This is a genomic window from Pseudomonas sp. (genome assembly GCF_035277045.1).
In the GTDB taxonomy this organism is placed as follows: domain Bacteria; phylum Pseudomonadota; class Gammaproteobacteria; order Pseudomonadales; family Pseudomonadaceae; genus Aquipseudomonas.
Window position 1 is genome coordinate 1 of record NZ_DATELE010000046.1, and the last position, 23,132, is coordinate 23,132.

Annotated in this window: 21 protein-coding genes; all 21 read right to left on the bottom strand. The window is 64.0% G+C overall.

The features are described from left to right. Positions 1 to 1,152: fused response regulator/phosphatase (locus VJS90_RS02285; protein ID WP_324118686.1), on the bottom strand; the 1,152-nt coding region annotated here is incomplete at its 3' end. Positions 1,153 to 1,160: 8 nt separating this feature from the next. Further along, on the bottom strand, positions 1,161 to 1,466 hold the full coding sequence (locus tag VJS90_RS02290; RefSeq protein WP_324118688.1) for an STAS domain-containing protein: 306 nt from the start codon (positions 1,464 to 1,466) through the stop codon (positions 1,161 to 1,163). A gap of 88 nt (positions 1,467 to 1,554) precedes the next feature. Next, positions 1,555 to 2,007 carry a flagellar export protein FliJ gene (gene fliJ / locus VJS90_RS02295; protein ID WP_324118690.1) on the bottom strand — a complete coding sequence of 151 codons (453 nt, stop codon included), beginning with the start codon at positions 2,005 to 2,007 and terminating at the stop codon, positions 1,555 to 1,557. A gap of 6 nt (positions 2,008 to 2,013) precedes the next feature. Continuing rightward, positions 2,014 to 3,372 carry a flagellar protein export ATPase FliI gene (gene fliI, locus VJS90_RS02300; protein WP_324118692.1) on the bottom strand — a complete coding sequence of 453 codons (1,359 nt, stop codon included), beginning with the start codon at positions 3,370 to 3,372 and terminating at the stop codon, positions 2,014 to 2,016. Further along, complete coding sequence (fliH, locus tag VJS90_RS02305; RefSeq protein ID WP_324118694.1) at positions 3,362 to 4,120, bottom strand: flagellar assembly protein FliH; 759 nt, start codon at positions 4,118 to 4,120, stop codon at positions 3,362 to 3,364. The genes fliI and fliH overlap by 11 nt, the downstream gene beginning before the upstream one ends. 80 nt (positions 4,121 to 4,200) lie before the next feature. Next, complete coding sequence (gene fliG / locus VJS90_RS02310) at positions 4,201 to 5,220, bottom strand: flagellar motor switch protein FliG (RefSeq protein WP_324118696.1); 1,020 nt, start codon at positions 5,218 to 5,220, stop codon at positions 4,201 to 4,203. After that, positions 5,213 to 6,994: a flagellar basal-body MS-ring/collar protein FliF gene (fliF, locus tag VJS90_RS02315; protein ID WP_324118698.1), complete on the bottom strand. Its 1,782-nt coding sequence runs from the start codon at positions 6,992 to 6,994 to the stop codon at positions 5,213 to 5,215. Before fliF ends, fliG begins: the two co-directional genes overlap by 8 nt. Before the next feature lie 14 nt (positions 6,995 to 7,008). Then, entirely contained in the window at positions 7,009 to 7,335 is a 327-nt protein-coding gene (fliE, locus tag VJS90_RS02320; protein ID WP_324118700.1) for a flagellar hook-basal body complex protein FliE, read from the bottom strand. Between the two features lie 114 nt (positions 7,336 to 7,449). Next, positions 7,450 to 8,829 carry a sigma-54 dependent transcriptional regulator gene (locus VJS90_RS02325; RefSeq protein WP_324118702.1) on the bottom strand — a complete coding sequence of 460 codons (1,380 nt, stop codon included), beginning with the start codon at positions 8,827 to 8,829 and terminating at the stop codon, positions 7,450 to 7,452. After that, entirely contained in the window at positions 8,829 to 10,046 is a 1,218-nt protein-coding gene (locus tag VJS90_RS02330; RefSeq protein WP_324118704.1) for a sensor histidine kinase, read from the bottom strand. The genes VJS90_RS02325 and VJS90_RS02330 overlap by 1 nt, the downstream gene beginning before the upstream one ends. Before the next feature lie 204 nt (positions 10,047 to 10,250). Then, positions 10,251 to 11,726, bottom strand: a complete 1,476-nt coding sequence (fleQ, locus tag VJS90_RS02335; protein ID WP_324118706.1) for a transcriptional regulator FleQ — start codon at positions 11,724 to 11,726, stop codon at positions 10,251 to 10,253. Between the two features lie 172 nt (positions 11,727 to 11,898). Beyond that, a complete protein-coding gene (fliT, locus tag VJS90_RS02340; RefSeq protein WP_324118708.1) occupies positions 11,899 to 12,195 on the bottom strand; it encodes a flagellar protein FliT in 297 nt (98 codons plus the stop codon). Between the two features lie 9 nt (positions 12,196 to 12,204). Continuing rightward, the gene (fliS, locus tag VJS90_RS02345) at positions 12,205 to 12,600 is read right to left on the bottom strand and encodes a flagellar export chaperone FliS (protein ID WP_324118710.1); all 396 of its coding nucleotides are present in this window, start codon (positions 12,598 to 12,600) and stop codon (positions 12,205 to 12,207) included. A gap of 133 nt (positions 12,601 to 12,733) precedes the next feature. Further along, the gene (gene fliD / locus VJS90_RS02350; RefSeq protein WP_324118712.1) at positions 12,734 to 14,134 is read right to left on the bottom strand and encodes a flagellar filament capping protein FliD; all 1,401 of its coding nucleotides are present in this window, start codon (positions 14,132 to 14,134) and stop codon (positions 12,734 to 12,736) included. Positions 14,135 to 14,215: 81 nt separating this feature from the next. Further along, positions 14,216 to 14,572, bottom strand: a complete 357-nt coding sequence (locus tag VJS90_RS02355; RefSeq protein WP_324118714.1) for a flagellar protein FlaG — start codon at positions 14,570 to 14,572, stop codon at positions 14,216 to 14,218. A 70-nt stretch (positions 14,573 to 14,642) separates the two neighbouring features. Next, positions 14,643 to 15,488, bottom strand: coding sequence for a flagellin domain-containing protein (locus tag VJS90_RS02360; RefSeq protein ID WP_324118716.1), 846 nt, complete (start codon positions 15,486 to 15,488; stop codon positions 14,643 to 14,645). Between the two features lie 198 nt (positions 15,489 to 15,686). After that, on the bottom strand, positions 15,687 to 19,181 hold the full coding sequence (locus tag VJS90_RS02365; protein ID WP_324118718.1) for a glycosyltransferase: 3,495 nt from the start codon (positions 19,179 to 19,181) through the stop codon (positions 15,687 to 15,689). A gap of 46 nt (positions 19,182 to 19,227) precedes the next feature. Next, positions 19,228 to 20,355: a dTDP-4-amino-4,6-dideoxy-D-glucose aminotransferase VioA gene (vioA, locus tag VJS90_RS02370; protein WP_324118720.1), complete on the bottom strand. Its 1,128-nt coding sequence runs from the start codon at positions 20,353 to 20,355 to the stop codon at positions 19,228 to 19,230. A 169-nt stretch (positions 20,356 to 20,524) separates the two neighbouring features. Continuing rightward, entirely contained in the window at positions 20,525 to 21,103 is a 579-nt protein-coding gene (locus VJS90_RS02375; protein WP_324118722.1) for an acyltransferase, read from the bottom strand. A gap of 27 nt (positions 21,104 to 21,130) precedes the next feature. Next, a complete protein-coding gene (locus VJS90_RS02380) occupies positions 21,131 to 21,970 on the bottom strand; it encodes a hypothetical protein (RefSeq protein WP_324118724.1) in 840 nt (279 codons plus the stop codon). 111 nt (positions 21,971 to 22,081) lie between these two features. Then, complete coding sequence (locus tag VJS90_RS02385; RefSeq protein ID WP_324118726.1) at positions 22,082 to 23,032, bottom strand: ketoacyl-ACP synthase III; 951 nt, start codon at positions 23,030 to 23,032, stop codon at positions 22,082 to 22,084. Positions 23,033 to 23,132: the final 100 nt, after the last annotated feature.

Below are 23,132 nucleotides of genomic sequence, written 5' to 3' on the forward strand. Positions count from 1 at the left end.
CGCAAGCAGGCCGACGTCCAGCAGGCTGAAATCGTCGCGTGCCTGGCCGCCAAAGCGCTCCAGCGCTTGCAGCACCTCGCCGAACAGCTGCTCCGGCTCGCGGTTGGCTGCCAGCACGTCGCGCAACCGCTCGACACCAAACAGCTGGTCCTGCGCATCGGGGGTATCGACCACCCCGTCGGAAAGCAGGAACAGCCGGTCTCCGGCGCGCAGCGTCAGCACCTCGGTACTGGCATCGAAACGCTCGGGAGGCAGGATGCCCAAGGGCAGGTGACGCGAGACCAGGGTCGCCAAGGGCCTGCCGTCGGCCGACAGCCGATAGCCATCGGGCATCCCGCCATTCCAGACCTCGACCGTTGCGCGCCGCATGTCCAGCTTGAGCAGCACGGCGCAGCAGAACATGTCGACCGGCAGGATGCGCTTGAGCTTGGCGTTCATCTCACGCAGGGTCTGCCCCAAGCCGAACCCTTTGGCGGTCATGCCGTAGAACATGTCGGCCAGGGGCATGGCCCCCACCGCCGCCGGCAAGCCATGGCCGGTGAAGTCCCCCAGCAGCACCTGCATGTCGCCCGACGGGGTGAACGCCGCCAGCAGCAGGTCGCCATTGAACAGCGCGTAGGGCGACTGCAGGTAACGGATGTTCGGCGCGGCCAGGCAGCCGGCATGCGCCACCTTGTCGAACACCGCCTTGGCGGCGCGCTGTTCGTTGAGCAGGTGCTGGTGGTGCCGGGCGATCTGGTCACGCTGGCGCAGCACGGTTTCCTGCAGCCGCCGCAAGCGGTCCATGGCGCGGATCCGCGCACCCAGGATCACCGGACTGTAGGGCTTGGCCATGAAGTCGTCCCCGCCGGCCTCGAGGCAGCGAACCAGACCGGCCTCCTCGTTCAGCGAGGTGAGAAAGATGATCGGCACCAGGACTTCCCCCGCCAGGGCCTTGATCAGGCGGGCGGCCTCGAACCCGTCCATCACCGGCATCAAGGCGTCGAGCAGCACCAGCTGCGGGCGCTGCTCCTTGAACAGCGCGACCGCCTCGGCGCCATCTTTGGCGGTGAACACGGTGTGACCCTGGCGGCGGACGATCTGCGCCAGCAGCATCCGGTCGGCCGCGCCGTCCTCGGCGATCAGGATGCGCAGCGCGTCGGCGTCGGGCATGCCAGGGCTCAACTGATGTCGAACAGCTTGTCGAAATTGGAGATCGCGAGGATCTTGCGCACATCCGAGCTGGTGTTGACCACCTGCACCTCGGCCCTATCGCCGCCAATGTGGTCACGCAGCAGCAGGAGCATGCCCAGGGCCGAGCTGTCCAGGTAGGTGGCTTCCTTGAGGTCGATGATGACCAGCGCCGGCCGTGGTTGCTGGCGCTCGTAGGCCTGTCTGAATTCCTGGTGCTTGCCGAAATCGAAACGGCCCTTGATCGTTATCGTCAAGCTGTTCCTGCCCGGGGAAAAAACGGATTCGACGGCCATGCGAGTGATCCCTTCAGAGATGGCGTGAAGGGAAGGTTTAGCAGTGAAATCGAAGTGAGGCAAGGCCGAGGATCGGGCGGCCCGGGGATCACTCCACCGAGTGGCGTGGCAGGCGCTGGGACAGTTCGTCGAGCAGGCGCTGCTCACGCTTGTCCTCGGCGCGGCGCGCTTCTTCGAGATAGCGCTGCACCAGCTTGCGCAACCCTTCCACACGGGCGTAGGCCTGCTGCCAGGTGCCGCGGGCATTGTTGAGGTTGTTCTGGTGCCAGACCAGGCTCTGACGCTGCTGGGTCATGGCTGTTTCAAGCTGGGCAAGAAAGCGTTGGTAGTTGAGCAGCCAGCTGCCATTGACGCCCTGACCGCCGCGGTTGACCCACTGCTGCTGATAGTCCTCGCGAAACCGCTCGAGCTCGGCCAGCTTGGCCTGCGCCTGGTTGACCTGCTGCTGGAAGTGCCCCAGGCGCTGCGCGGCCTTGCGCTCGGCTTCCTCGGCCATGTCGACCACCGGTGCCAGGCGCGCGCCTCGGCTAAGCTCCGCCATGCCCTATCAGCCCCCCGCCGCTGGCGCGAACACGCCCGCCAGCTGTCCACGGCTCTGGTCCAGGCTGACGTTGTCGTCCAGTGCCTGACGCAGGTAACCGACCAGCTTGGGCTGCAGGGCAATGGCCAGGTCGGTTTCCGCATCGCCGCCGGGCACGTAGGCACCCACGCTGATCAGGTCGCGGCTTTGCGATAGGCGCGACCAGAGCTGCTTGAACTTCTGCGCCTGGCGCAGGTGCTCCGGGCTCACCACCTGGGGCATGACCCGGCTGATCGACGCCTCGATGTCGATGGCCGGGTAATGCCCTTCCTCGGCCAGCCGCCGCGACAGCACGAAGTGCCCGTCGAGCACACCGCGCGCCGAGTCGGCGATCGGGTCCTGCTGGTCGTCGCCTTCGGACAACACGGTATAGAACGCGGTGATCGAGCCCCCGCCCTTCTCGCCGTTGCCAGCGCGCTCGACCAGCTTGGGCAGCTTGGCGAACACCGAAGGCGGATAACCGCGGGTGGCTGGCGGCTCGCCGATCGCCAGGGCGATCTCGCGCTGGGCCTGGGCGAAACGGGTGAGCGAGTCCATCAGCAACAGGACATTCTTGCCCTTGTCGCGAAAGTATTCGGCGATGCGCGTGCAGTACATGGCCGCGCGCAAGCGCATCAGCGGCGCATCGTCGGCCGGCGAGGCCACCACCACCGAACGCTTCAGGCCTTCCTCGCCCAGGATGTGCTCGATGAATTCCTTGACCTCGCGGCCCCGCTCGCCGATCAGGCCGACCACGATGATCTCGGCCTCGGTGAAGCGCGTCATCATGCCCAGCAGCACCGACTTGCCCACGCCGGTACCGGCGAACAGGCCCAGGCGCTGGCCACGGCCGACGGTCAGCAGGCCATTGATGCTGCGAATGCCGACATCCAGCGGCTGGCTGATCGGGTCGCGGTTGAGCGGGTTGATCACCGGACCGTCCATCGGCACCCAGTCCTCGGCCTTCATGCCGCCTTTGCCGTCCAGCGCGCGGCCGGCGCCGTCGAGCACCCGCCCCAGCATGCTCATGCCCATGGGCAGACGGTTGCTGTCGTCCAGCGGCACCACGCGCGCGCCGGGGGCGATGCCAGCGATGCTGCCGACCGGCATGAGGAAGACCTTGCCGGCGGAAAAGCCCATCACTTCGGCCTCGACGCGCACCGGGTGGTAGCTGTCATCGTTGATCACCACGCAGCGGCTGCCGACGGCAGCACGCAAGCCCTCGGCCTCGAGGGTGAGGCCGACCATGCGCAGCAGGCGACCTTCCACGACCGGCTGCGCGGGCAGGTCGACCACGTCGGCGTAGGCGCCCAGGCGCTTGGCGAAACTGGTGCGGTCAAGGCGCATCGTGGCTGTCCAGGTCGACCGACAGGTCGGGCGCGGCGGGATGCAGCGCCTGGTCATGCATCTGGTCGAACAGCTGCGCCAGGCCCTTCTCGATACGCGTCTCGATGCTGGCGTCGATGCGGCTGTGGGCCGTTTCGATGCGGCACCCACCCGGCAGCAGCGCCTCGTCTTCGAGCAGCTTCCAGTTTTCCTCGTGACGCTCGCGCAGGGCCTTGGCCAGCTCGAAGTCCTGGGGGTTGAGGTGGATACGGATGTTCTCGGCGCCCATCGGCAGCAGCTTGAGGGCCTCGCGCAGCACCTGGGTGATCTGGCTGGAGTCGGTGCGCAGCTCGCGGCCGATCACCTGACGGGTGACGTGCGCGACCAGGGTGACCATGGCCTTTTCGATCTGGGTGTCCTGCTCGGCGATCGGCTCAAGCAGATGGCCCATCAATTGTTCGAGGCTGGCAAGCTTGGCGGCCAGGGCCACTTCGGCCTCCTGGCGCACCTTGAGCTGGGTGCTGTGAAAGCCCTCGCGCTCGCCGGTGGCGAAGCCTTCGTTGTAGGCTTCCTCGCGAATGCGCTCGAGTTCTTCGAGGGTCAGCGGCTGGACTTCCTCGAGCGGCACTTCCTCGATTTCATCCTCGATGACCTCAGGCTCGGGCTCGGGCACAGGTTCTGGCCGCGGGTCGAAGCTGGGCAACGTCCAGACATCCAGGCCTTCCAGGTCACGGGCGCGGATCAGGTCGCTGGGGGGATTGGTGGACATATTGCTGGATTACTCCTGAACCGTTTAGCCGAAACCTGCACCGCCTCTATCAGGAGCGGCCGAAGCCGCTCCCGCGAGGATCAGATCATTTCTTCGCCGCCCTTGCCGCCGAGCACGATCTCGCCGGCCTCGGCCATGCGGCGGGCGATGGTGAGGATTTCCTTCTGCGCGGTCTCGACGTCGCTGACGCGGACCGGCCCCTTGGCCTCCAGGTCGTCGCGCAACAGCTCCGAGGCACGCTTGGACATGTTCTTCAGCACCTTGTCCTTGACCTTCTCGTCGGCGCCCTTGAGCGCCACCACCAGCACCTCCGAGGAAACCTCGCGCAGCAGCGCCTGGATGCCGCGATCGTCCACGTCGGCCAGGTTGTTGAAGACGAACATCAGGTCTTCGATCTGCTCGGACAGTTCGCCGTCGACCTCGCGGATCGAGTCCATCAGCTGGCCTTCGACCGAGCTGTCGAGGAAGTTCATGATGTCGGCCGCCCGCTTGATGCCACCCAAGGTGGTTCGCGCGGCATTCGAGTTGCCCGAGAACTGCTTCTCGAGAATCTGGTTGAGCTCCTTGAGCGCCGCTGGTTGCACGGTATTGAGCGAAGACACGCGCAGGATGATGTCCAGGCGCACCTTGTGATCGAAGTTGCTCAGCACCTCGCCTGCCTGATCGGGATCGAGGTAGGCGACGACGATGGCCTGGATCTGCGGGTGCTCGAAGCGGATGACATCGGCCACGGCACGCGGCTCCATCCACTTCAGGCTGTCCAGGCCGCTGGTGTTGCCACCCAGCAGGATGCGGTCGATCAGGCCGTTGGCCTTGTCCTCGCCCAGGGCCTGGTTGAGCATCTTGCGGATGTAGCCATCCGAGCCCACGCCCAGGCTGGTCTGCTCACCGACGACCTCGACGAACTCGCCCATCACCTGCTCGACCTGGTCGCGGTGGATGGTGCCCATCTGCGCCATGGCGACACCGACCCGCTGCACTTCCTTCGGGCCCATGTGCCGCAACACCTGGGCTGCATCGGTCTCGCCCAGGGACAGCAGGAGAATGGCCGCCTTGTCGACGCGGCTCAGCTTGGCGGTAACGGCTCGGTTATCACTCATCGGCGTTGATCCACTCTTTGACGACCTGGGCCACGCGGCCCGGGTCTTCGGCCACCAGGCCCTTGATTGCGTTCAGCTGTGCCTCGTAACCCTCGGTCGGGCTAGGCAACAGAATGCTTTGCGGGCCACCCAGGCTGACGCGGTCGTTGGCCAGTTCGCCATCCAGACCGATCATCCCGCCCAGTTCCATGTCGCGGTCGCTGGCGGCGGCCTGCTTGCCGCCACCGGTAATGTTGTTGAGCACCGGGCGCAACACGCCGAACACCAGCACCAGGATGAACAGCACGCCCAGCGCTTGCTTGACGATGTCCCAGAACCACGGCTGCGAGTAGAACGGAATCTCGGCGATCACCTCGCCACGGTCGGCGGCGAACGGCACGTTGATCACGCTGACACTGTCGCCACGGCTGGCATCGAAGCCCACGGCGTCCTGGACCAGGCGGGTGAAGCGCGCCAGGTCCTCGGCCGTCCACGGGGTACGGGTCGCCTCTCCGGAAGCGGCGTCGAGCTTGACCTGATCGTCGACCACCACGGCCACCGACAGGCGGGTCAGACGACCCTGCTGCTGGCGGGTATGGCTGATGGAGCGGTCCAGCTCGAAGTTCTTGGTCGACTGCTGACGCTTGTCGGCCGGGTACGGCGCGAGCATCGGCTGGCCGGTGGCCGGGTCCATGATCTGCTGGCCATTGGCGTCGAGCAGCGGCTGGCCTGGCTGGATCGCACCCGCGGCGCCTGCGGTGCCACCGGTGGTCTGCGGTGCGCTGGCCGGGCCCGGCGGCTGGTTGCTCAGGGCACCCGGCACGCCTTGCGAGCCCTGGCCGCTGGAGCGTTGTTCTTCGACCGACTGTTCGCTGCGCAGCGCGGGCTGGTCAGGATTGAACTGCTCGGAGGTCGACTCGACGGCGCTGAAGTCGACGTCGGCCGACACTTCGGCCTTGTAGCGGTCGTTGCCCAGTACAGGCTGCAGGATGTTGTGCACACGTTGGGTGAGCATGCCTTCCATGCGGCGGCTGTAGTCGAACTGCTTGCCGGCCATGGTCAGCTCGGTGTTCTGGATCTGCTCGGACAGCAGGTTGCCCTTCTGGTCGACCACGGTGACCTGGGACTTGTCGAGCTCGGGCACGCTGGCGGCAACCAGATTGACGATGGCCGCCACCTGGCCTGCTTCGAGCGAGCGGCCGGCATACATTTCAACCAGTACCGAGGCACTCGGTTTGCGCTCATCGCGGACAAACACCGAGCTCTTCGGAATGGCCAGGTGCACGCGCGCGGCCTTGACGTTGTTCAGGCTCGACACGGTGCGCGCCAGCTCGCCTTCCAGTCCACGGCGATAACGGGTCGCCTCCATGAACTGGCTGGTGCCCAGCCCCTGCTCCTTGTCGAGGATCTCGAAGCCTACGTTGCCGTCGCTCGGCGCCACGCCGGCGGCGGCCAGCTTGAGGCGCGCACGCGACAGGTCGTCGGCCTTGACCAGCAGCGCGCCGGAGTTGGGCTCAACGTTGTAGGGAATGTCGGCAGCCGCCAGGGTGTCCATGATCTGCTTGGTGTCCATGCCCGACAGGCTGCCGTACAGCGGCCGGTAGTCGGGCTGCTGGGACCAGAGCACCACGGCGAAGCCGATGGCCACGCTCGCGGCCAGGCCGACCAGCAGGCCAACCTGACGCAACATGGGCATGCGCGAGATGTTTTCCAGGAACGACATGCCGAACAGCGGCGGCTTGCCACCTGACGGGCTGTTCTTCGCGGGCATGTTGTCGGAGACTGCTTCGGCCATGACTTACTTTGTCCTCAAACCGGCATCTGCAAGATGTCTTGGTACGCCTGGACCACCTTGTTACGCACCTGGGTCAGCGCCTGCATCGACACCGTGGCTTTCTGCGAGGCGATCATCACGTCAGTGAGGTCGACACCGCTCTTGCCGATTTCGAAGGCGCTCGCCAGCTGCGAAGCCGCCTGCTGGGTGTCGCTGACCTTGTTGATGGCCTGGCCGAACAGGTCGGCAAAACTGTTCGAGCCCATCTCGGGCGCGGCGGCAGTCTTGGGCAGCGACATGGCGTCGGCTTGCATGGCCCGCATGTCCAGCATCAATCGATTGAATTCAACACCTTGGCTCATGGAATCTTCTCTATGGGGGCCGCATTTTTTTGACACTACGCAGCGGCTAGGCAGGAACTAGCAACAAGAGTGCCAGCCCAGCCCACAGCAATATTAAAAACGGATCGGGAGGGGTCAGCCGTAGAGGCTGGCCTCGACGTCGAAGCCGGCGTCACGCATCTGCGCCAGCTTGTAGCGCAAGGTGCGCGGACTGATGCCCAGTCGCTCGGCCGCCTCCTTGCGCCGGCCCCGCTCGGCGCGCAGGGTGTCGATGATCATCTGGAATTCATGGCGCCGCAGGTCATCGCCCAGGCCACTGGCCGCACCGGCCTGCTCGCTCGCCACGGGGGCGGGTTCGGGCTGTGGCGCAGAGGGCGACAAGGGGATGACGCCGGCCAGACAGAAATCCGCCGCCTCGATCACCCCACCCTGCTGCAGGATCAGCGCGCGTTGCAGCGCGTTGTCCAGCTCGCGCACATTGCCCGGCCAGGCATGGTCCTGCAGGCAGGCGCGCGCCGCGTCGGAAAGACGCACCTGCACATGCTTCATCTTGCGCGCATGACGCGCCAGCAGGCGCTCGGCCAGCGGCAGGATATCGGCGCTGCGCTCGCGCAGGGGCCGCCAGGCCAGCGGGAATACCGAGAGCCGGTAGAACAGGTCTTCACGAAAACGCCCCGCGGCCACTTCACCGGTCAGGTCCCGGTTGGTGGTTGCCAGCACGCGGATATCCAGGTCGATCGGCTTGCGCCCACCGACCCGTTCCACTTCGCGCTCCTGCAACACGCGCAACAGCTTGGCCTGCAGTCCCAAAGGCATTTCGGAGATCTCGTCGAGCAGCAAGGTGCCGCCGTTGGCCTGCTCGAACTTGCCCGCCTGGGCGGCGATGGCGCCGGTGAAGGCGCCCTTCTCGTGGCCGAACAGCGTGGCCTCGAGCATGTTGTCGGGAATGGCGGCGCAGTTGATCGCCACGAAGGGCTGGCCCGCGCGCGGCGATTGCTGGTGGATGTAGCGCGCCAGCACTTCCTTGCCGGTGCCCGACTCACCCGAGATCAGCACGGTCGAATCGCTGCGCGCCACTCGCGCGGCCAGCTCCAGCAGCTGCCGGCTGGCGGGCTCGCTGGCCACCGGGCCATCGTCATCGCTCGCCGGCAGGCGGCCCGCGGCATGCCGGCCGACCAGCGCCAGCAGGGCCTTGGGCTCGAACGGCTTGACCAGGTAGTCAACGGCGCCCTGGCGCATGGCCTCGACGGCGCGCTCGACGGCGGCGTGGGCGGTCATCAGCAACACCGGCAGCTGCGGGTGGCCTTGTCGCAAGCGGGCGAGCAGCGCGTGCCCGTCCATGCCGGGCATGTTCACATCGCTGACCACCAGGCTGAAGGCCTCGGACTCGACCGCGCGCAGGGCATCTTCGGCGCAGCTGACCGCGCGGTAGGCAAAACCGCCGATCTCCAGCGTGTCGCCCAAGGCCTCGCGCAGCACGCGGTCGTCCTCGACCAGCAATACTTTCAGCGCCATCACAGTGCCTGCCCAGCCGGGGCGGCGATCAGGGGCAAGGTCACCCGCACACAAGTGCCACGGCCCACGCGCGAACGCAGTTGCAGGCTGCCCTGATGGGCACGCGTGACGGCCTTGGCCACCGCCAGGCCGAGCCCGGTGCCGGTGGCCTTGGTGGTCAGGAAAGGTTCGCCCAGGCGCGCCAGCAGATCAGCCGGGATACCACTGCCAGCGTCGCTGATGCACAGGTGCAGGTTCTGCTCACGCCGGTACAGGTGCACCTTCAGGCGCGCGGGCTCGGGGCTTGCCTGCAAGGCGTTGTCGATCAGGTTGAGCATGGCACCGACCAGGGTGTCGCGATTGCACAGCAACTCGCCCAGCTGGCAGTCGCACTGCCAGCGCACCGCATGCCCCTGCACGTGGGGCTGGGCGGCGTGCTGCAGGGCCTGGAACAGCGCCTTGGGGGTCAGGCGGTCACCAAGCGGCAGTTCGCCACGGGCAAACACCAGCATGTCGCGCACCTGGTGCTCCAGCTCATGCAGGCGTTCCTTGAGATTGCCGGCAAAACGCAGGCGGGTCTCCACTGGCAGCGTCTGCTCGGGGTCGGCCAGGTGGCTGGCGTAGAGCATGGCGGCCGACAGCGGCGTGCGGATCTGATGCGCCAGCGAGGCAACCATGCGGCCCAGCGACGACAGCCGCTCATGGCGCGCCAGCTGGTCCTGCAGGCGGCGGGTCTCGGTCAGGTCGTTGAGCAGCACCAGCTGGCCGGGTTCGGCATCCAGCGAGCGCGTGGCGATCGACAGGCGCCGGCCATCGCGCAGCGACACCTCATGGCCGTCGTCGTCACGCGGCGCGAAGCTGCGGGCGATCACATGACGCCACAGCTCGCCCTCCAGCGGCTCGCCCAGCAATTCGCGCGCCGCGGGATTGGCCTCGCGCACATAACCCTGGGCGTCGAGCACGATGACACCACCGGGCAGCAGGTCAAGCAGGTTTTGCAAGCGATTGGCCAGCCGCTCCTTCTCGCCCAGCTCGGCGATACGCTGCGCACTGACCAGGGCCAGCTCGCCCTTGAGCTCGCTGACCCGCGCCTCGAGCATGCCGTACGACTCGCTCAGCTGGCTGGACACCTGGTTGAACAAGGCGAAGGCGTGCGCAAGGTCCGGCCGGCTTTCCTGCTCGACCGGGGTACGCGCCTGCAAGGCGGGAAGTCGGGAAATAGGGGCGGCCTGGGGCATCGTGCTCTCTCGTGTGGCTGACCGTCATAAAACGGTGTATTGCCAGCGATATAGCAATAGACGTGCCGCCAGCGCGATCAGCGCCTGGGAATTACCTGGAGAGGAAGGTGGAGGCCGGAGCTGACGGGGCTTTGCGACGATTTGCACAAGGAAGGTTCGCGGTATTGCTGGGCCCTCCGTGGCCCGACTGGCACTAGGCAGGCGTCAATCCTCCGCCTGCTCCTCGCCATCGCGACGGCTCATGCCGTACTTGCGCATCTTCTCCACCAGGGTGGTACGGCGAATGCGCAGGCGCTCGGCGGCCCGCGCCACAATGCCATTGGCATCGTCCAGCGCCTGCTGAATCAACCCCTGCTCCAGTCCCCCGAGGTAGTCCTTCAGGTCCAGGCCCTCAGGCGGCAGCATGGCATGGGAGGCAAAATTCTGCGTATGCCCGTTGATGGCCACGCGCTCTTCGAGGTCCGAGCGCAGGCTGTCGACCAGCTGCTCGTCCTCATCGTCGACATAGCGGAATTTCTTCGGCAGCTCGGCCACGCCGATCACCCCATAGGGGTGCATGATCGCCATGCGCTCGACCAGGTTGGCCAGCTCGCGCACGTTGCCCGGCCAGGCATGCCGGCACAACGACATGATGGCGGCGGAGTTGAAGCGGATCGAGCCGCGCTTCTCGTGTTCCATCCGCGAGATCAGCTCGTTCATCAGCAACGGGATGTCCTCGACCCGCTCGCGCAGGGGCGCCATCTCGATGGGGAACACATTGAGCCGATAGTAGAGGTCTTCGCGGAAGGTGCCTTCCTCGATCATGTTCTCGAGGTTCTTGTGGGTCGCGGCGATGATCCGCACATCGATGCTCTGGGTCTTGTTGCTGCCGACCCGCTCGAACGTGCGCTCCTGCAACACGCGCAGCAGCTTGACCTGCATGGGCAGCGGCATGTCGCCGATCTCGTCGAGGAACAAGGTGCCGCCGTTGGCCAGCTCGAAGCGCCCGGCACGGCTGGTGATGGCGCCGGTGAACGCGCCCTTCTCGTGGCCGAACAGCTCGCTTTCGAGCAGTTCCGCCGGGATCGCGCCGCAGTTGACCGGCACGAATGGCGCCTCGCGGCGCTTGGAATGGTAGTGCAGGTTGCGGGCGACCACTTCCTTGCCGGTGCCGGATTCGCCGAGGATCAGCACGCTGGCGTCGGTGTCGGCCACCTGCTGCATCATCTGGCGCACATGCTGGATGGCGCGGCTGGTACCCACCAGGCTGCGGAACAGATTCGGTTCGCGCTGCCGGCCACGCTCGCGGGCCTGGTCATACATCTCGCGATAGACCTGGGCACGGTGCAGGGAATCGAGCAGCTTGCTGTAGCTAGGCGGCATTTCCAGGTTGGACAACACGCGCCGACGCAACTCGTCAGGCAGCTCGGCCGAAGAAATTTCACCTAAAAGCAGAACCGGAAGGAACTCATCCCACCCAGCCACTGTCTTTAACAAGCCCAACAGGTTCGCCGGTGCGTTCACCGCCCCAACCAGGACACAGAGCACCTCGCGACTCGACGAGAGAGGCTCGACCGCCTGTTGCCAGTCGTGGCTGGAACAGGACAGGTTTTCTTCACCGAGAAAATTCAGCACCACCGCCAGATCGCGGCGGCGGGCTGTGTCGTCATCGATCAGCAGAATCTTGGTTTCACGCCACATGCAATCGCAACTTCCCTAGTCATCTCGCGCCCGCGGGGCTTGCTCGACATCAATCTGACAGAACTGACAGAACGCTCAGTGTTCCGACGACTGAAACTGGAATACAGACACTAGTTAAGTCAAAAAACAGCACACAGTCAAATTTATGGCGCAAGCTTCTTGATGTTCAGCGTCAGCTGAACAGATGGTATACCTTTGAAGCACTCTTCGCCTGACGGATCTGCATCATCTCGTCGACTATCGACTGACGCTCATCCGTGGCCACCCCGATCAGTTGCCGATAGACCGCCAGCAACTCCTCTAGCGCAACGCGCAAGGCCGCCTCGTTGACCGAGGCCTCGGCCATCACGTCATCGACACACAACCGGCACTCGATATCCAGGTCGCCGATCGCTTCCCAGTCACGACTGGCCAGTGCGGCCAGCAGCGCCTGGCGGGTCTGTTCGATACGCTCGAGCACCACGCTCATGGCATTCTCCTACAGCGCTTGCGCTGGATCGCCAACCTGGTCCCAGCCTTCCTTGACCGTGATCAGCAGGCGCGCGACTTCGTCGAGGATGGCGGGGTCGTTCTTGGCGTTGGCTTCGACCAGGCGACGGCTCATGTAGGTATACAGGCTGTCGAGTTCGGCCAGGGTGTCGCCGTGGTTATCCAGGTCAAGGCCTTCACGCAGGCCACCGACGATACCGATGGCCTTGCCGATCAGCTCGCCCCGCTGGGCAACATCGTTGCGCGCCATCGCGCCCTTGGCCTGAGCGATACGGTCCAGGCCGCCCTGCATCAGCATTTGCACCAGACGATGGGGGCTGGCCTCGGAGGTCTGCGCCGCGCCATTGACTTTCTGGTATTGCCGAAGGGCCAACATCGGGTTCATGTCTTACCTCATTGCAGCGAAAAAAAGGTTGCGAATACCTTTTGTATCGCCTCTGGGACGGAAAACTTTAGGGGAAAAACAGGCCCGGCGCGTCACTGTGACGCGGCCGGGCGCTCGGCGCCGAGGTGTCCGGTCAGGAGCTTTTCTGGGCGTTGATGGCTTCGAAGAACGAGGTCACCTGGCTGGCCTGGGCCTTCATCTTGCCAAGGGCGGTGTCCAGGGCGACATATTTTTTCGTCAGCGCTTCGGTCATCGACTCGGTACGCCGTTCGAGGTCAGCCTGCTGCTGGGTAAGGTTGGTGGCGACCTTGTCCAGGTTGCTCTTGCGGGTCGCCAGACTGCCGTCAGTCGCGTTGTACGGGTCGATGGCCGCGTTCATGCGCTCCAGCACACCCCCGGTACCGGTGAAGAAGTTCTGCAGTTCGGAACCGAGCTTCTTGTCGTTGAGCGCGGTGGTGAACTTGGTGGTGTTGAACTCCAGCGTGCCGTCCTTCTGGGTATTGATGCCCAGCTGGCCCAGCGTGGTCAACTGGTCACCCGTGCCGACCTCGGACATCACCTTGCGCACATCAGCCAGCAGCGAGCGCGTGGTGGGGTCGTTGGTCAGCGAGCCGAGCACCAGGTTGTCGTCCGCGTCACGGCTGGTGGACGTCAGCGAGGTGATGGCTTTCTGCAGCGTGTTGTAGCCGTCCACGAACGCTTGCACCGACTTCTGAAGGCCTTCGGTGTTGGTGGCCACGGTCAGCTTGGTCGCCGCCCCACCGGTCGGCGTGGCGCCGGTCAGCTCAAGGGTCAGGCCGCTGATGGCGCTGCTGACGGTATTGGTGGCGCTCTTGACGGTCAGGCCATCGATGGTGACCTCGGCATCCTGGGCCGCCGCGGTAATGAAGCCAGCACCCGTGCCGGTCATCTTCTGCGCGCCGTCGATCTCGAGCCCGTCGATGCCGCTCAGCTTGATGTCATTGCCCGAGCCAGTGGCCGTCGAGGACAGCACCAACCGGGAGCCGTCCTCACCGTTGACGATGTTGGCGGAGATGCCGTTCGCGCTCATCTCCTTGTTGATCTGGTCGCGCACGCTTTGCAGGGTGGCGCCGCTTGCCACATCGATCTTGTAGGAGCTGGTGCCCACCGCGATGGTCAGTTCACCTTCCGGGATCGACGCCGTGGCGCCATCCTCGAACTGCTTGCTGGCGACCTTGGAGCCGGTCGCGACCTGGTTCACCACCACGTCATAGGTGCCGGCGACCGCGGTATTGCCCGCGGTGACCTTGACCACGCTTTCGTTTGCCGACGTCGCCGCGTAGGCATTGAAGGACGGCGAGGTGGTGGTGTTGAGCTTCTTCATGGCGTCCTGGAACGCCGTGAGCGCGCTGCGCAGCGAGCCGATACCCGAAAGCATCGCCGAGTTGTTGCTGGTCTGGCGGGTGATCTGCGCCTTCTTGGCCGCAGTATCGGCGGTGACCAGCGCCTCGACGATGCCAGTGATGTTCAGGCCGGAACCCAGGCCTGTGGATGAGGTAATCGGACTTGCCATGCTGTTGCCCCTCTGGTTAACGCGTCAGGCCGGCTCCAGCAAGCCCGACGTTGGCTACGCCATGGTGTGTTCGCCGCCGGGTCAGACCTTGGCGTCGAACAGAATGCTGTTTACATCGCTCAGGTTGTTGGCAATCCGCAGCGCCTCTTCGGAGGGCAACTGGCGAATCAGCTCACCGGTATCGCTGGCGATGACCTTGACCACGATCTTGCCTGATTCTTCGTCCGTGGAGAATTGCAGGTTGCGTCGTGTCGAGTTGAGGTATTTTTCGATTTCCGAGACGGCACTCTTGACCTTGTTGGCATCATCGACCGCCGACAGTTCAGGTTTTTCACCGTCACGCGGTGTGTCTGCCAACCGGGTGACCGGTTTATCGCCAACCTGCTCGGCCGCGCGCGTGGCCGGATAAGACAGGTTCATCTTGACGCTCATGTCCATGTGGACCACCTCAGAATGAAAAGACGGGGAAGCGCCTCAAGAGCACTTCCCCGCCGATGACCATCAGCGATTACTGAAGCAGTTTCAGTACGGCGGATGGCAGCTGGTTGGCCTGGGCCAGAACCGAAGTCGACGCTTGCTGCAGGGTCTGCTGCTTGGTCAGCTGGGCAGTTTCGGCAGCGAAGTCGGTGTCCTGGACGCGGCCACGAGCGGCCTCGGCGTTTTCGTTGATGTTCTGCAGGTTGTTGATGGTGCTGGACAGACGGTTCTGGGAAGCACCGAGGTCAGCACGGGTGGTGTTGATCGACTGCAGAGCCTTGTCGATGTTGTCGATGGCCTTCTCGAAGTTGGTCTTGTTGGCAGCGTCATCGGCGCCCGAGATGGAGATCGAGGCGCTGTCAACCGAAAGCGTGGTGGCTTTCAGGTCTTTCAGTTTGATGTCGATCTGGTTTTCGGTACCGGTGTTGGAGCCGACCTGGAAGGTCATGGTGGTGCCGGAGTTCAGCAGGCTCTTGCCGTTGAGCTGGGTGCTGTTGGCGATACGGGTCAGTTCGTCCGACATGGCCGCGAATTCGGTGTTCAGCGCGTCACGGTCGTCTTTGCTGTTCGAGCTGTTACGCGACTGGACGGCCAGTTCACGCATACGCTGCAGAATGTTGGTCTGCTCCTGCATCGCGCCTTCAGCGGTCTGGGCGATGGAGATACCGTCGTTGGCGTTCTTGATTGCCATGGTCTGGCCACGGATCTGCGAGGTCATACGGGTAGCGATCTGCAGGCCGGCGGCATCGTCTTTGGCGCTGTTGATTTTCAGGCCGGACGACAGACGGGTCATCGACGTGCTCAGAGCATCGGTAGCGCGGTTCAGGTTCTTCTGGACGCCCAGGGAGGTGGTGTTGGTGTTTACGGTCAAAGCCATGACGAATTCCTCGTTGGATTGTTTACTGCGGCTTCCGGCCCTGGCATCCGCCGGGTGTGGCCTAGAGAACCTTCGTAATAGTTATCGTCGCGAGGCGGACTTGCTTTAGGTGTTTTTCAAAAAAAATCGCTGGCACCGTGCCAGGCCAATAAAAACAATCGCTTATCGCCTGGCACCCGCGCGGTGAATCCCTGGCTGCTATCGGGCGGTCCAGGCCTGTGCCCAGTCCAGTGCGTCCGCTTCATCGAAGACCCAGTCACGACGCACCTGCTCGCGCACCGTCCAGGCCTGCTGCCGGGACGCCTGCGGCCCGCGCAACTGGCGCTCGATAGCGTCGATCCACGCCTCGGGCGTGTTGGCGGTGCGCGTCACCTGCAGGGCGTTATCGTATGCCGGGGAGTCGCTGCAGATGACGCCGTAGCCGCAAGCGCCATATAGAAGCAGTGCCAGGGCACTGCTGCAGCTGTCCAGGCCACTCGCGCCGAGCGGCGCAAGCGCGAGGTCCAGTCGCAGCCCTGCCAAGGCCTGGGGATCCATGTGCGGCGCGGCGTCGTGGACTTCGCATGCACAGGCGCGCAGCGCATCCGGCACCTCTCCCCACAGCACCCAGTCCACGCGGTCAGCCAGGGCTCGCACCACCGCCGCAAGCATGTCGGCATCAAGGCTGGTGGACGGCTGGATGAAGCAGCCAATGCGTGGCCGCGGGTGCATCTGCGGGTTGAAGGGAAGATCAAGCCATTCGCGCCCCAGGCGAGTCTGCAACACCCTGACATCAGCCTGCAAAGGCGCCAGGGCCTGCGCCAGGGCTGTAGTCGGCACGATTACCCGGTCGGCCAGCCTGACCGCCTGGCTGAGTGACTCCCAGCGCTGCAGCGGATCGAGCGGCGTCGCGGTCGCGGAGGTGGAAAGAAATTCCGCCACCTCGAGCACGATGAATACCCGCCCAAGCTTTCTGGCCTCACGCATGGCCTCCAGGGGCACCTCGGCAAGGTTGTCCTGAAACACGACGACGTCAGGCGCATGACGCCGCAACTCCGGAAGTTCGAGTGGCACGCTGCTGAGCGCGCCGTCGATCAGTCCAGCCTCGCGAAGCGCGTTCATCGGCGTGATGATGCGCGACTCCAGCGCCTCCCGGGGCATGCTCGGGCAGGCAAGGACCACGGGAAGCGGCCGCCACTTGAGCGGCCGCCAGGTAAGCTCGGCATTTGCCTCGAGCTCGAACGCCGCCCCCCTGAGCGTGCAGTTGGGGTTATAGGCCGGGTCAGTGCCGACCGCCTCGAGCCAACGGGCATGGCGTCCTTCTTCATCAACCTGCGCAGGCGGTGCCGACGTCTGCTCGTGCTGGACCAGCACCGCATGGGGAGTCCAGACAAACAAGCACCCCGACTCCGCGATTTTCAGGCAGAGGTCGAAGTCGCCGTAGGGTCCAGAGGCGAGGCCCTCGTCGAAGCCACCCACGCCCAGGAACCGGTCCCTGCGCACCAACAGGCAGGCCGAGGGCACCGCGCTGAAGTTCTGGTCCACCACAAGCCGGTGCAGATAACCGGCCTCGCTGAGCCGTGGACCGTCGAAAGCCGGACCCACACTCCCCCGCAACCCCGCGACCAGGCCAGTCTGCAGCACCCGGCCAGAGGCTGACACCAGCGTGCCGGCGACACCGCCCACCTCGGGACGCTGACCATGATTGAGCAGCCTGTCCAGCCAGTCGTCCTCGATGGCGACAGTGTCACCGTCGAGCAACAGCAGGAACTCGCCCAGGGCATGCTCGCTCGCGCTGTTGATAGCCGCCGGCCGCATCGCCGCGGTCGACTGGACAACCCGTATCTTGCCGCCGCCGATCTGTTCCATGCTGGACAGCCAGTCGTGAGTGCTGGCTTCCACCGCCTGCGGTTCGACGACGATGATCTCGAAAGACGGGTAGCGGGTGTTGGCCAGCAGGCTCTCGAGGCAGCGCTGCAGCATCGCCAGCGAATACCCGCCCCAGATCATGATGGAGACGGTCGGGCGCTCGGCATGGTGGTAGCGGATCTGGTAGCCGCCCTGATCCTCGCCCCAGCTCACCCTGGCATCGGGGTAGCCTCGCAGGGTGAGATGACGCTGGAGACTGGCGATTTCATCGCGCTGCTCGACGATCTCGGGGGCATCGCGCAGCACCAGCGGTTCGGCCAGAGGGTGGATACCCTCCAGTCCTTCGGCTTCGATCAGGCGCAAGATCAGGTCAAGCTCAAGCGCGCCAGGCATTGCGGGGTCGAAGCCGCCAGCACGTGCCACCAGTTCTCGTCGCACCAGCCAGTGGCCCGCCATGACGGCAGGAAGGCTCAGCAGGTAATCCAGGTTCACCCCTGGACGCAGCGCGATGCGCAGGTCGGGTACGCCGCGGTACAGCTCGTCGCAATAGACCAGGCGCGTCTCGCCGAGTGTCGGGAGGGTCTGGTCGAGCAGGAGCGTGCCGCTGCCGACCAGTTCGTCGCCCGCCTGGAGAAGCATGAGCCACTCCTTGTCGCTGCTGTCGAGGGCCTCGTTCAAGCGCGCTACCCAGCCAGGCTGATGGCGCTCGACGACCTGCCATTCCAGGCGCGTGGAGGTGTTGGCGGCCCAGCATTCAAGGCTTGCAAGCGTGGTGCGCAGGGCCTCCTTGGCGCCGTCCCCCGCGAGGACAAGGACGCAGATACTCGCAATGCCCGCGATCTGCTCGCGATGCCGTTCGATCAGCCGCTGCTGGACCGGCGTCAAGGTACGCTGAGCCAGCCAGTCCCTGACCGGCGTGACATAGGCGCTGGGGTGGCGCCAGGCCTGCAGGTCGGCATTGCCCATCGGCAGCACGCCGCCCGATCCAAAGTAGTCAGCCAGGTTCAGTTCATGGAAGCGCGTCGGCTGGGCAAGCGTCGCCACCTTGACCGTGGCGTTCTGCTCCGCGGGGCGCATCCAGCCGAGCGCGCTCACCGCGTCACGGAAGCGGGTGAAGGGGACGGTGGCGATCTGCGGCCTGTCCCTCGCGGTCTGGCTGGTCTGCAGCGCCGAGATGCGGAAACACCCCAGCGTTTGCCCGAGCATGACCAGATCGCCCTGGCGTAGCAGCTTCACGTACATGGCCAGGTCCCCGACCCACTCCATGAGCTGGCCACCCAGGCTCATGATCTGCGCGCCGAAGCCCAGCACAGCCGACCGACGGCACATGACCGAGGTGGGTTCCCCAATGAAGTTGTAGATGTGCTGCCCGAGGAATGACGCCAGTTCATCGCCACGAATGATCACGTCCTGCCTGAACGGAAAGATCGTCAGCAGGCTCTCCCCGTAGGGCTGGTCGTTCTCGTCGATCATTCGCCGCCTGGCCGAGGCCATGACCGCCTGGGGATGTGCCTCCAGCGCCGCGAGCAGCGCGCTCACGGCGTCCGGCATCAGCAGATCATCGTCGTAGAGGAACTTGACGTACTCCCCTCTCGCCTCACTGATCCCCCGCGCCAGGTTTCCCGGCTCCAGCAACGGAGTCTCGTTGTAGAAGTAGCGGATCTCGAAGGGGCTTTTCGATCGGTTGCATTCGACGATTCTGGCAATCGAATCATCTCGGCAATCGTCGCAGATCACGATTTCCACATGCTCGTAGTCCTGCAGCATCGCGCTGATCAATGCCTTCTCGAAGAACTGCGGCTTGTAGGCGGGGATGATGATGCTGACCAATGCTGGGGAATTCACGGCGCGTCCTGGAAGGCAGAAAGGATTGAAAGGGTGAAACGGCCGATCAGCCGGCTCGCCCCGCGTGGCATGCCAAGGCAATGGCAACGATGGTATCGACCGTTTCAGTCGACAGGTCAGGATGAATGGGCAGACACAGGACCTGCCGGGAGACATGCATGGCATGGGGCAGCCCGGCATCCGCTGCGCTGGGCAGGCCCCGGTACATCGGGAACTCGGTGATCAGCGGATAGAAATAGCGGCGAACCAGAACGCCTTGTTCCCGATAGCGGTCATACAAGGCGTCGCGCGTGCAGCCAAAGCGCGCGGCATCGATCAGTACCGGGCAGTAGGCATAGTTCCACTCAAGGCCCGCCGAGGGCTCCAGCAGGGTAATGCCCTCGACGCCCTCGAACGCTTGCTGGTATTGCTCGAAAATCCGACGGCGCTGCGCCAGCGCCTTGTCGATATGACGCAACTGCAAAAGGCCGAAGGCCGCTTGCACTTCGTTCATCTTGCCATTGATACCCGGCGCCATGACCGTGGTCTCATCGGCGAAGCCAAAGTTCTTGAGGTAGTCGATACGCTGCTTGATCTTGGCGTCGGGGCAGATGATCGCGCCGCCCTCGAAGGTGTTGAACACCTTGGTGGCGTGAAAGCTCAGGATCGACAGGTCGCCGTGATTGAGCACGCTAAGACCGTCCTGACGTACGCCGAAGGCGTGCGCGGCATCGTAGATGACCTTCAGGCCATAGGTATCGGCCACCCGCTGGATGCCATCCACATCACAAGGCACACCGTAGCAGTGCACCGGAAGAATCGCGGTGGTCGCGGGCGTGATCGCCTCTTCGATGCGCCTGGGATCAAGGTTCTTGGTGACCGGGTCGATGTCCACGAACACCGGCTTGAGGTTGTTCCAGATCAGCGAGTGCGCGGTCGCCACGAAGGAGTACGGCGTGGTGATCACCTCGCCGGTGATGCGCAGCGCCTGCAAGGCAGCCACCAGCGCCACGGTACCGTTGCAGAACAACGCAAGGTGCTTGACCCCGAGGTACTCGGCCAGCTCTTTTTCAAGCTGCTCGTGGAACGGGCCGCCGTTGGTCAGGCGCCTGCTTTTCCAGATTTCCTCGAGGTAGGGCACGAACTCTTCAAGCGGTGGCAGGAGTGGACTGGTGACGGGGATGAATTCGGCCATGGCGAGAGATCGCTTCTCCTAGCGGGAAAGGGATATCCATGACCGCGCCTGCGGATAGCCGTCGTGAACCAGCAACATTCACAATGACTCCGGCTGCGTCATGAATCTGACGATTGTCGTGATTGTCAGACCCCAGCAAGAAGCCGGCCAACACGCCCGATACGCACCGCTAGGCGTCTGCGCCTCCTGACTCGGCGCGAAGGCGTTGCTCCAACTCCAGCAGCGCGCGTTTACGCGCCTTGATTCGCCTGGCTGGCACACCCGAGTAGATGCCGAACTCATCGCAGCGTTTCGTTACCAGGCTCAGTGCGCCAATGGCCGCGCCCTGCCCAAGCGTCACCCCGGGCAGCACCACACTACCGGCGCCGATGATGACATGCCGGCCGATGTCGACCGGCGCGGTCTGGACGTGCTTGAAGTCGTCCGGCACGGTCGGATTGGTCATGCTCGCGCCGCTGTAGTCATCGCTGCTGCTGTACACCGATACGCGCGAGGAGAGGCCACTGAAATCACCCAGCGTGATTCTGCCGCCTCCCATCAGCGAGCTATAAACCGCGATGTGCACGTGATCCCCGATCTCGATCCCCCCGTCGCCCGCGGACAGGACACAGAAATCGTCGATTCGGACATGATTGCCAATGGAGATGGCGGCGCAGTTGTAAAAGGAACACTTGTCAGAAACCAGTACGTGCTTTCCGACCCGAGCAAAGCCCATGGCGTCCAGTTGTTCCTGACTCAAAAAGGCCACGTGGCTCCCCCTCGATGCATGGATGGTTCAACCTTGCTCGACACTGATCGCCTTGTAAATGTTCGAAGTGAGCAGCCCAGGCCCGGCCGCCGTTGGCCGCAAATGATCGAAATCACCAAACAGGTCATCGGTGAACTCATCGTCATCATAGGCATTGATGAGGTGCGCCACCAAGCCTGGATAGTTCACCTGCGCCGCGTGCAGTGTGTTCAGAAGCCCCCCGAACAGATCGTCGAAGTCGAGGCTGCAGGCGTGCTTGTAATCCTGCCTCACAGGTGGCACCACGATGAATACCTTGTGGCCCTTCACACTCGCGAGCATCAATAGTTGTTCAAGATACACATCGGCGGCGTTGGTGCGATTGAGTTTCATGTGATCCGCCGCACGTTGGCGTGCACCATAAGACTCATCGAAGAACGTCTTGTCCGTGGTCGGGAAAAAACCTGCATGCCCGTCGATATCGATCGAAACGTCCGCGAGCTGGCCTTCGATCATCCGGGAGAGGTCCGCAAGGTAAGGATCTTCATAACGCAAGCCCAGCCCGAACATTTCATTGAGCGGCGGGCAGATATCCCGTTCGCTCGGGCTGGACTCCATGAAGTTGCCAGGCGAGAAGATGGAATAGAAAACAACCACGTTCTGCAAGGCACTCTCGCGTTCAGCGACTTCTCGGTACAGATGAAACGAATGCTTGAGGTCTTGTGACCTGCAACACAGATTGAAGGACTGCGGGCAATAATGGGGATCGAAGGCAAAATCGCCATGAGAGGAACCCACCACCAAGGTCTTGATGTGCCCAGTCATCTCGCGAAGCATCTTGCGCTTGGCGCCAAACAGTACGATCGAGTTCTTGAATAGCGGGGTCATTGCTCACCTCGGTCACGCCTGCATCGAGACATGTAAAAATTTACGCGGCGTGGACGATAAGCAAAAAAATGCCGCCCTGAAATGGCGGCATTTTGCTAGTTCGGCAAGGTCTCAGTCAGCACGCTGGATGATTGCCGATCCCCAGGACAGGCCTACGCCAAATCCGCTGAGCGCGACACGCTTGAAGCGCGAATCAAGCACGTGCTTCTCGAGCAGCAGCGGGATGCTGGACGACACCGTGTTGCCGGTCTCGACCATGTCCTTGATGAATTTGTCCGCCTCCCCCGGTGCTCCCTGCACGGCCTCGTCAAAGCGCCGGGCGACCGCGTCGACGATCGCCGCGCTACCTTGGTGAATGCAGAACGCGTCGACGTCGGCGGCTTGCAGGTTCGATTCGTCCAGCAGTTCCTGCAGGTGGGCCGGTACCTTGAGCAGCGCGAAGTTGAAGACTTGCCGGCCGTTCATGAAGAACACGCCGTCACTGACCTTCAGGTGAGCAGCGCCCGCACCGTCGGTGCCGAACTTGGCCTTGCCCAGCTGCCAAGGCGCATCCTCGCCCATCCAGGTCGCCGTGGCCGCATCGCCGAACAGCATGGCGGTATTGCGGTCTTCGGCATCGACGATCTTCGAATAGGGGTCGGCCGTGATCAGCAGGCCGTTCTTCAGGCCCGCGGCTTCCATGAAGCCCTTGAGCGCATAGATGCCGTAGACATAGCCGGAGCAACCCAGCGACACATCGAACGCCGCCACATGGGTCGGCAGGCCGAGTTTGTCCTGGACGATAGCGGCGGTGTGCGGCAGGCCTTCCTCATCACCATTCTGGGTAACGACGATCACGGCCTCGATCGATTCCCGCGACAGCTGCGGGTTCGCGGCGAACAGCGCGTTGGCAGCCTCGACACACAGGTCGGAGGTCTCCTGCTCGGGCGCCTTGCGTGGAAGAAATGCCGAGCCGATCTTGCCAAGGATGAAGGTTTCATCCTTGCCGAACCTGGCGCCCTGCTCGTAGTTATCCGTACCTTGCGCCGGCACGTAGCTCGCAATGCTTTTGATGCCAATCATCATGGCTTCCCAATAAATTAGCTGCTCTATGTCCCCGCTTGGTGCGCAGAGGCGGCACGGCCGGCCCCGTTGCGCTGCAAACGAGTGCGGGTACCGCCCA

Coding starts and splice junctions, on each gene's coding strand:
- VJS90_RS02380 (WP_324118724.1), bottom strand. CDS start 21,970: ATGACCCCGCTATTCAAGAACTCGATCGTACTGTTTGGCGCCAAGCGC.
- VJS90_RS02290 (WP_324118688.1), bottom strand. CDS start 1,466: ATGGCCGTCGAATCCGTTTTTTCCCCGGGCAGGAACAGCTTGACGATA.
- VJS90_RS02355 (WP_324118714.1), bottom strand. CDS start 14,572: ATGGACATGAGCGTCAAGATGAACCTGTCTTATCCGGCCACGCGCGCG.
- fliD (WP_324118712.1), bottom strand. CDS start 14,134: ATGGCAAGTCCGATTACCTCATCCACAGGCCTGGGTTCCGGCCTGAAC.
- fliI (WP_324118692.1), bottom strand. CDS start 3,372: ATGCGCCTTGACCGCACCAGTTTCGCCAAGCGCCTGGGCGCCTACGCC.
- VJS90_RS02325 (WP_324118702.1), bottom strand. CDS start 8,829: ATGGCGCTGAAAGTATTGCTGGTCGAGGACGACCGCGTGCTGCGCGAG.
- fliS (WP_324118710.1), bottom strand. CDS start 12,600: ATGAACCCGATGTTGGCCCTTCGGCAATACCAGAAAGTCAATGGCGCG.
- fliT (WP_324118708.1), bottom strand. CDS start 12,195: ATGAGCGTGGTGCTCGAGCGTATCGAACAGACCCGCCAGGCGCTGCTG.
- fliJ (WP_324118690.1), bottom strand. CDS start 2,007: ATGGCGGAGCTTAGCCGAGGCGCGCGCCTGGCACCGGTGGTCGACATG.
- VJS90_RS02360 (WP_324118716.1), bottom strand. CDS start 15,488: ATGGCTTTGACCGTAAACACCAACACCACCTCCCTGGGCGTCCAGAAG.
- fliG (WP_324118696.1), bottom strand. CDS start 5,220: ATGAGTGATAACCGAGCCGTTACCGCCAAGCTGAGCCGCGTCGACAAG.
- VJS90_RS02385 (WP_324118726.1), bottom strand. CDS start 23,032: ATGATTGGCATCAAAAGCATTGCGAGCTACGTGCCGGCGCAAGGTACG.
- VJS90_RS02330 (WP_324118704.1), bottom strand. CDS start 10,046: ATGCCCCAGGCCGCCCCTATTTCCCGACTTCCCGCCTTGCAGGCGCGT.
- fliH (WP_324118694.1), bottom strand. CDS start 4,120: ATGTCCACCAATCCCCCCAGCGACCTGATCCGCGCCCGTGACCTGGAA.
- fleQ (WP_324118706.1), bottom strand. CDS start 11,726: ATGTGGCGTGAAACCAAGATTCTGCTGATCGATGACGACACAGCCCGC.
- vioA (WP_324118720.1), bottom strand. CDS start 20,355: ATGGCCGAATTCATCCCCGTCACCAGTCCACTCCTGCCACCGCTTGAA.
- fliE (WP_324118700.1), bottom strand. CDS start 7,335: ATGAGCCAAGGTGTTGAATTCAATCGATTGATGCTGGACATGCGGGCC.
- fliF (WP_324118698.1), bottom strand. CDS start 6,994: ATGGCCGAAGCAGTCTCCGACAACATGCCCGCGAAGAACAGCCCGTCA.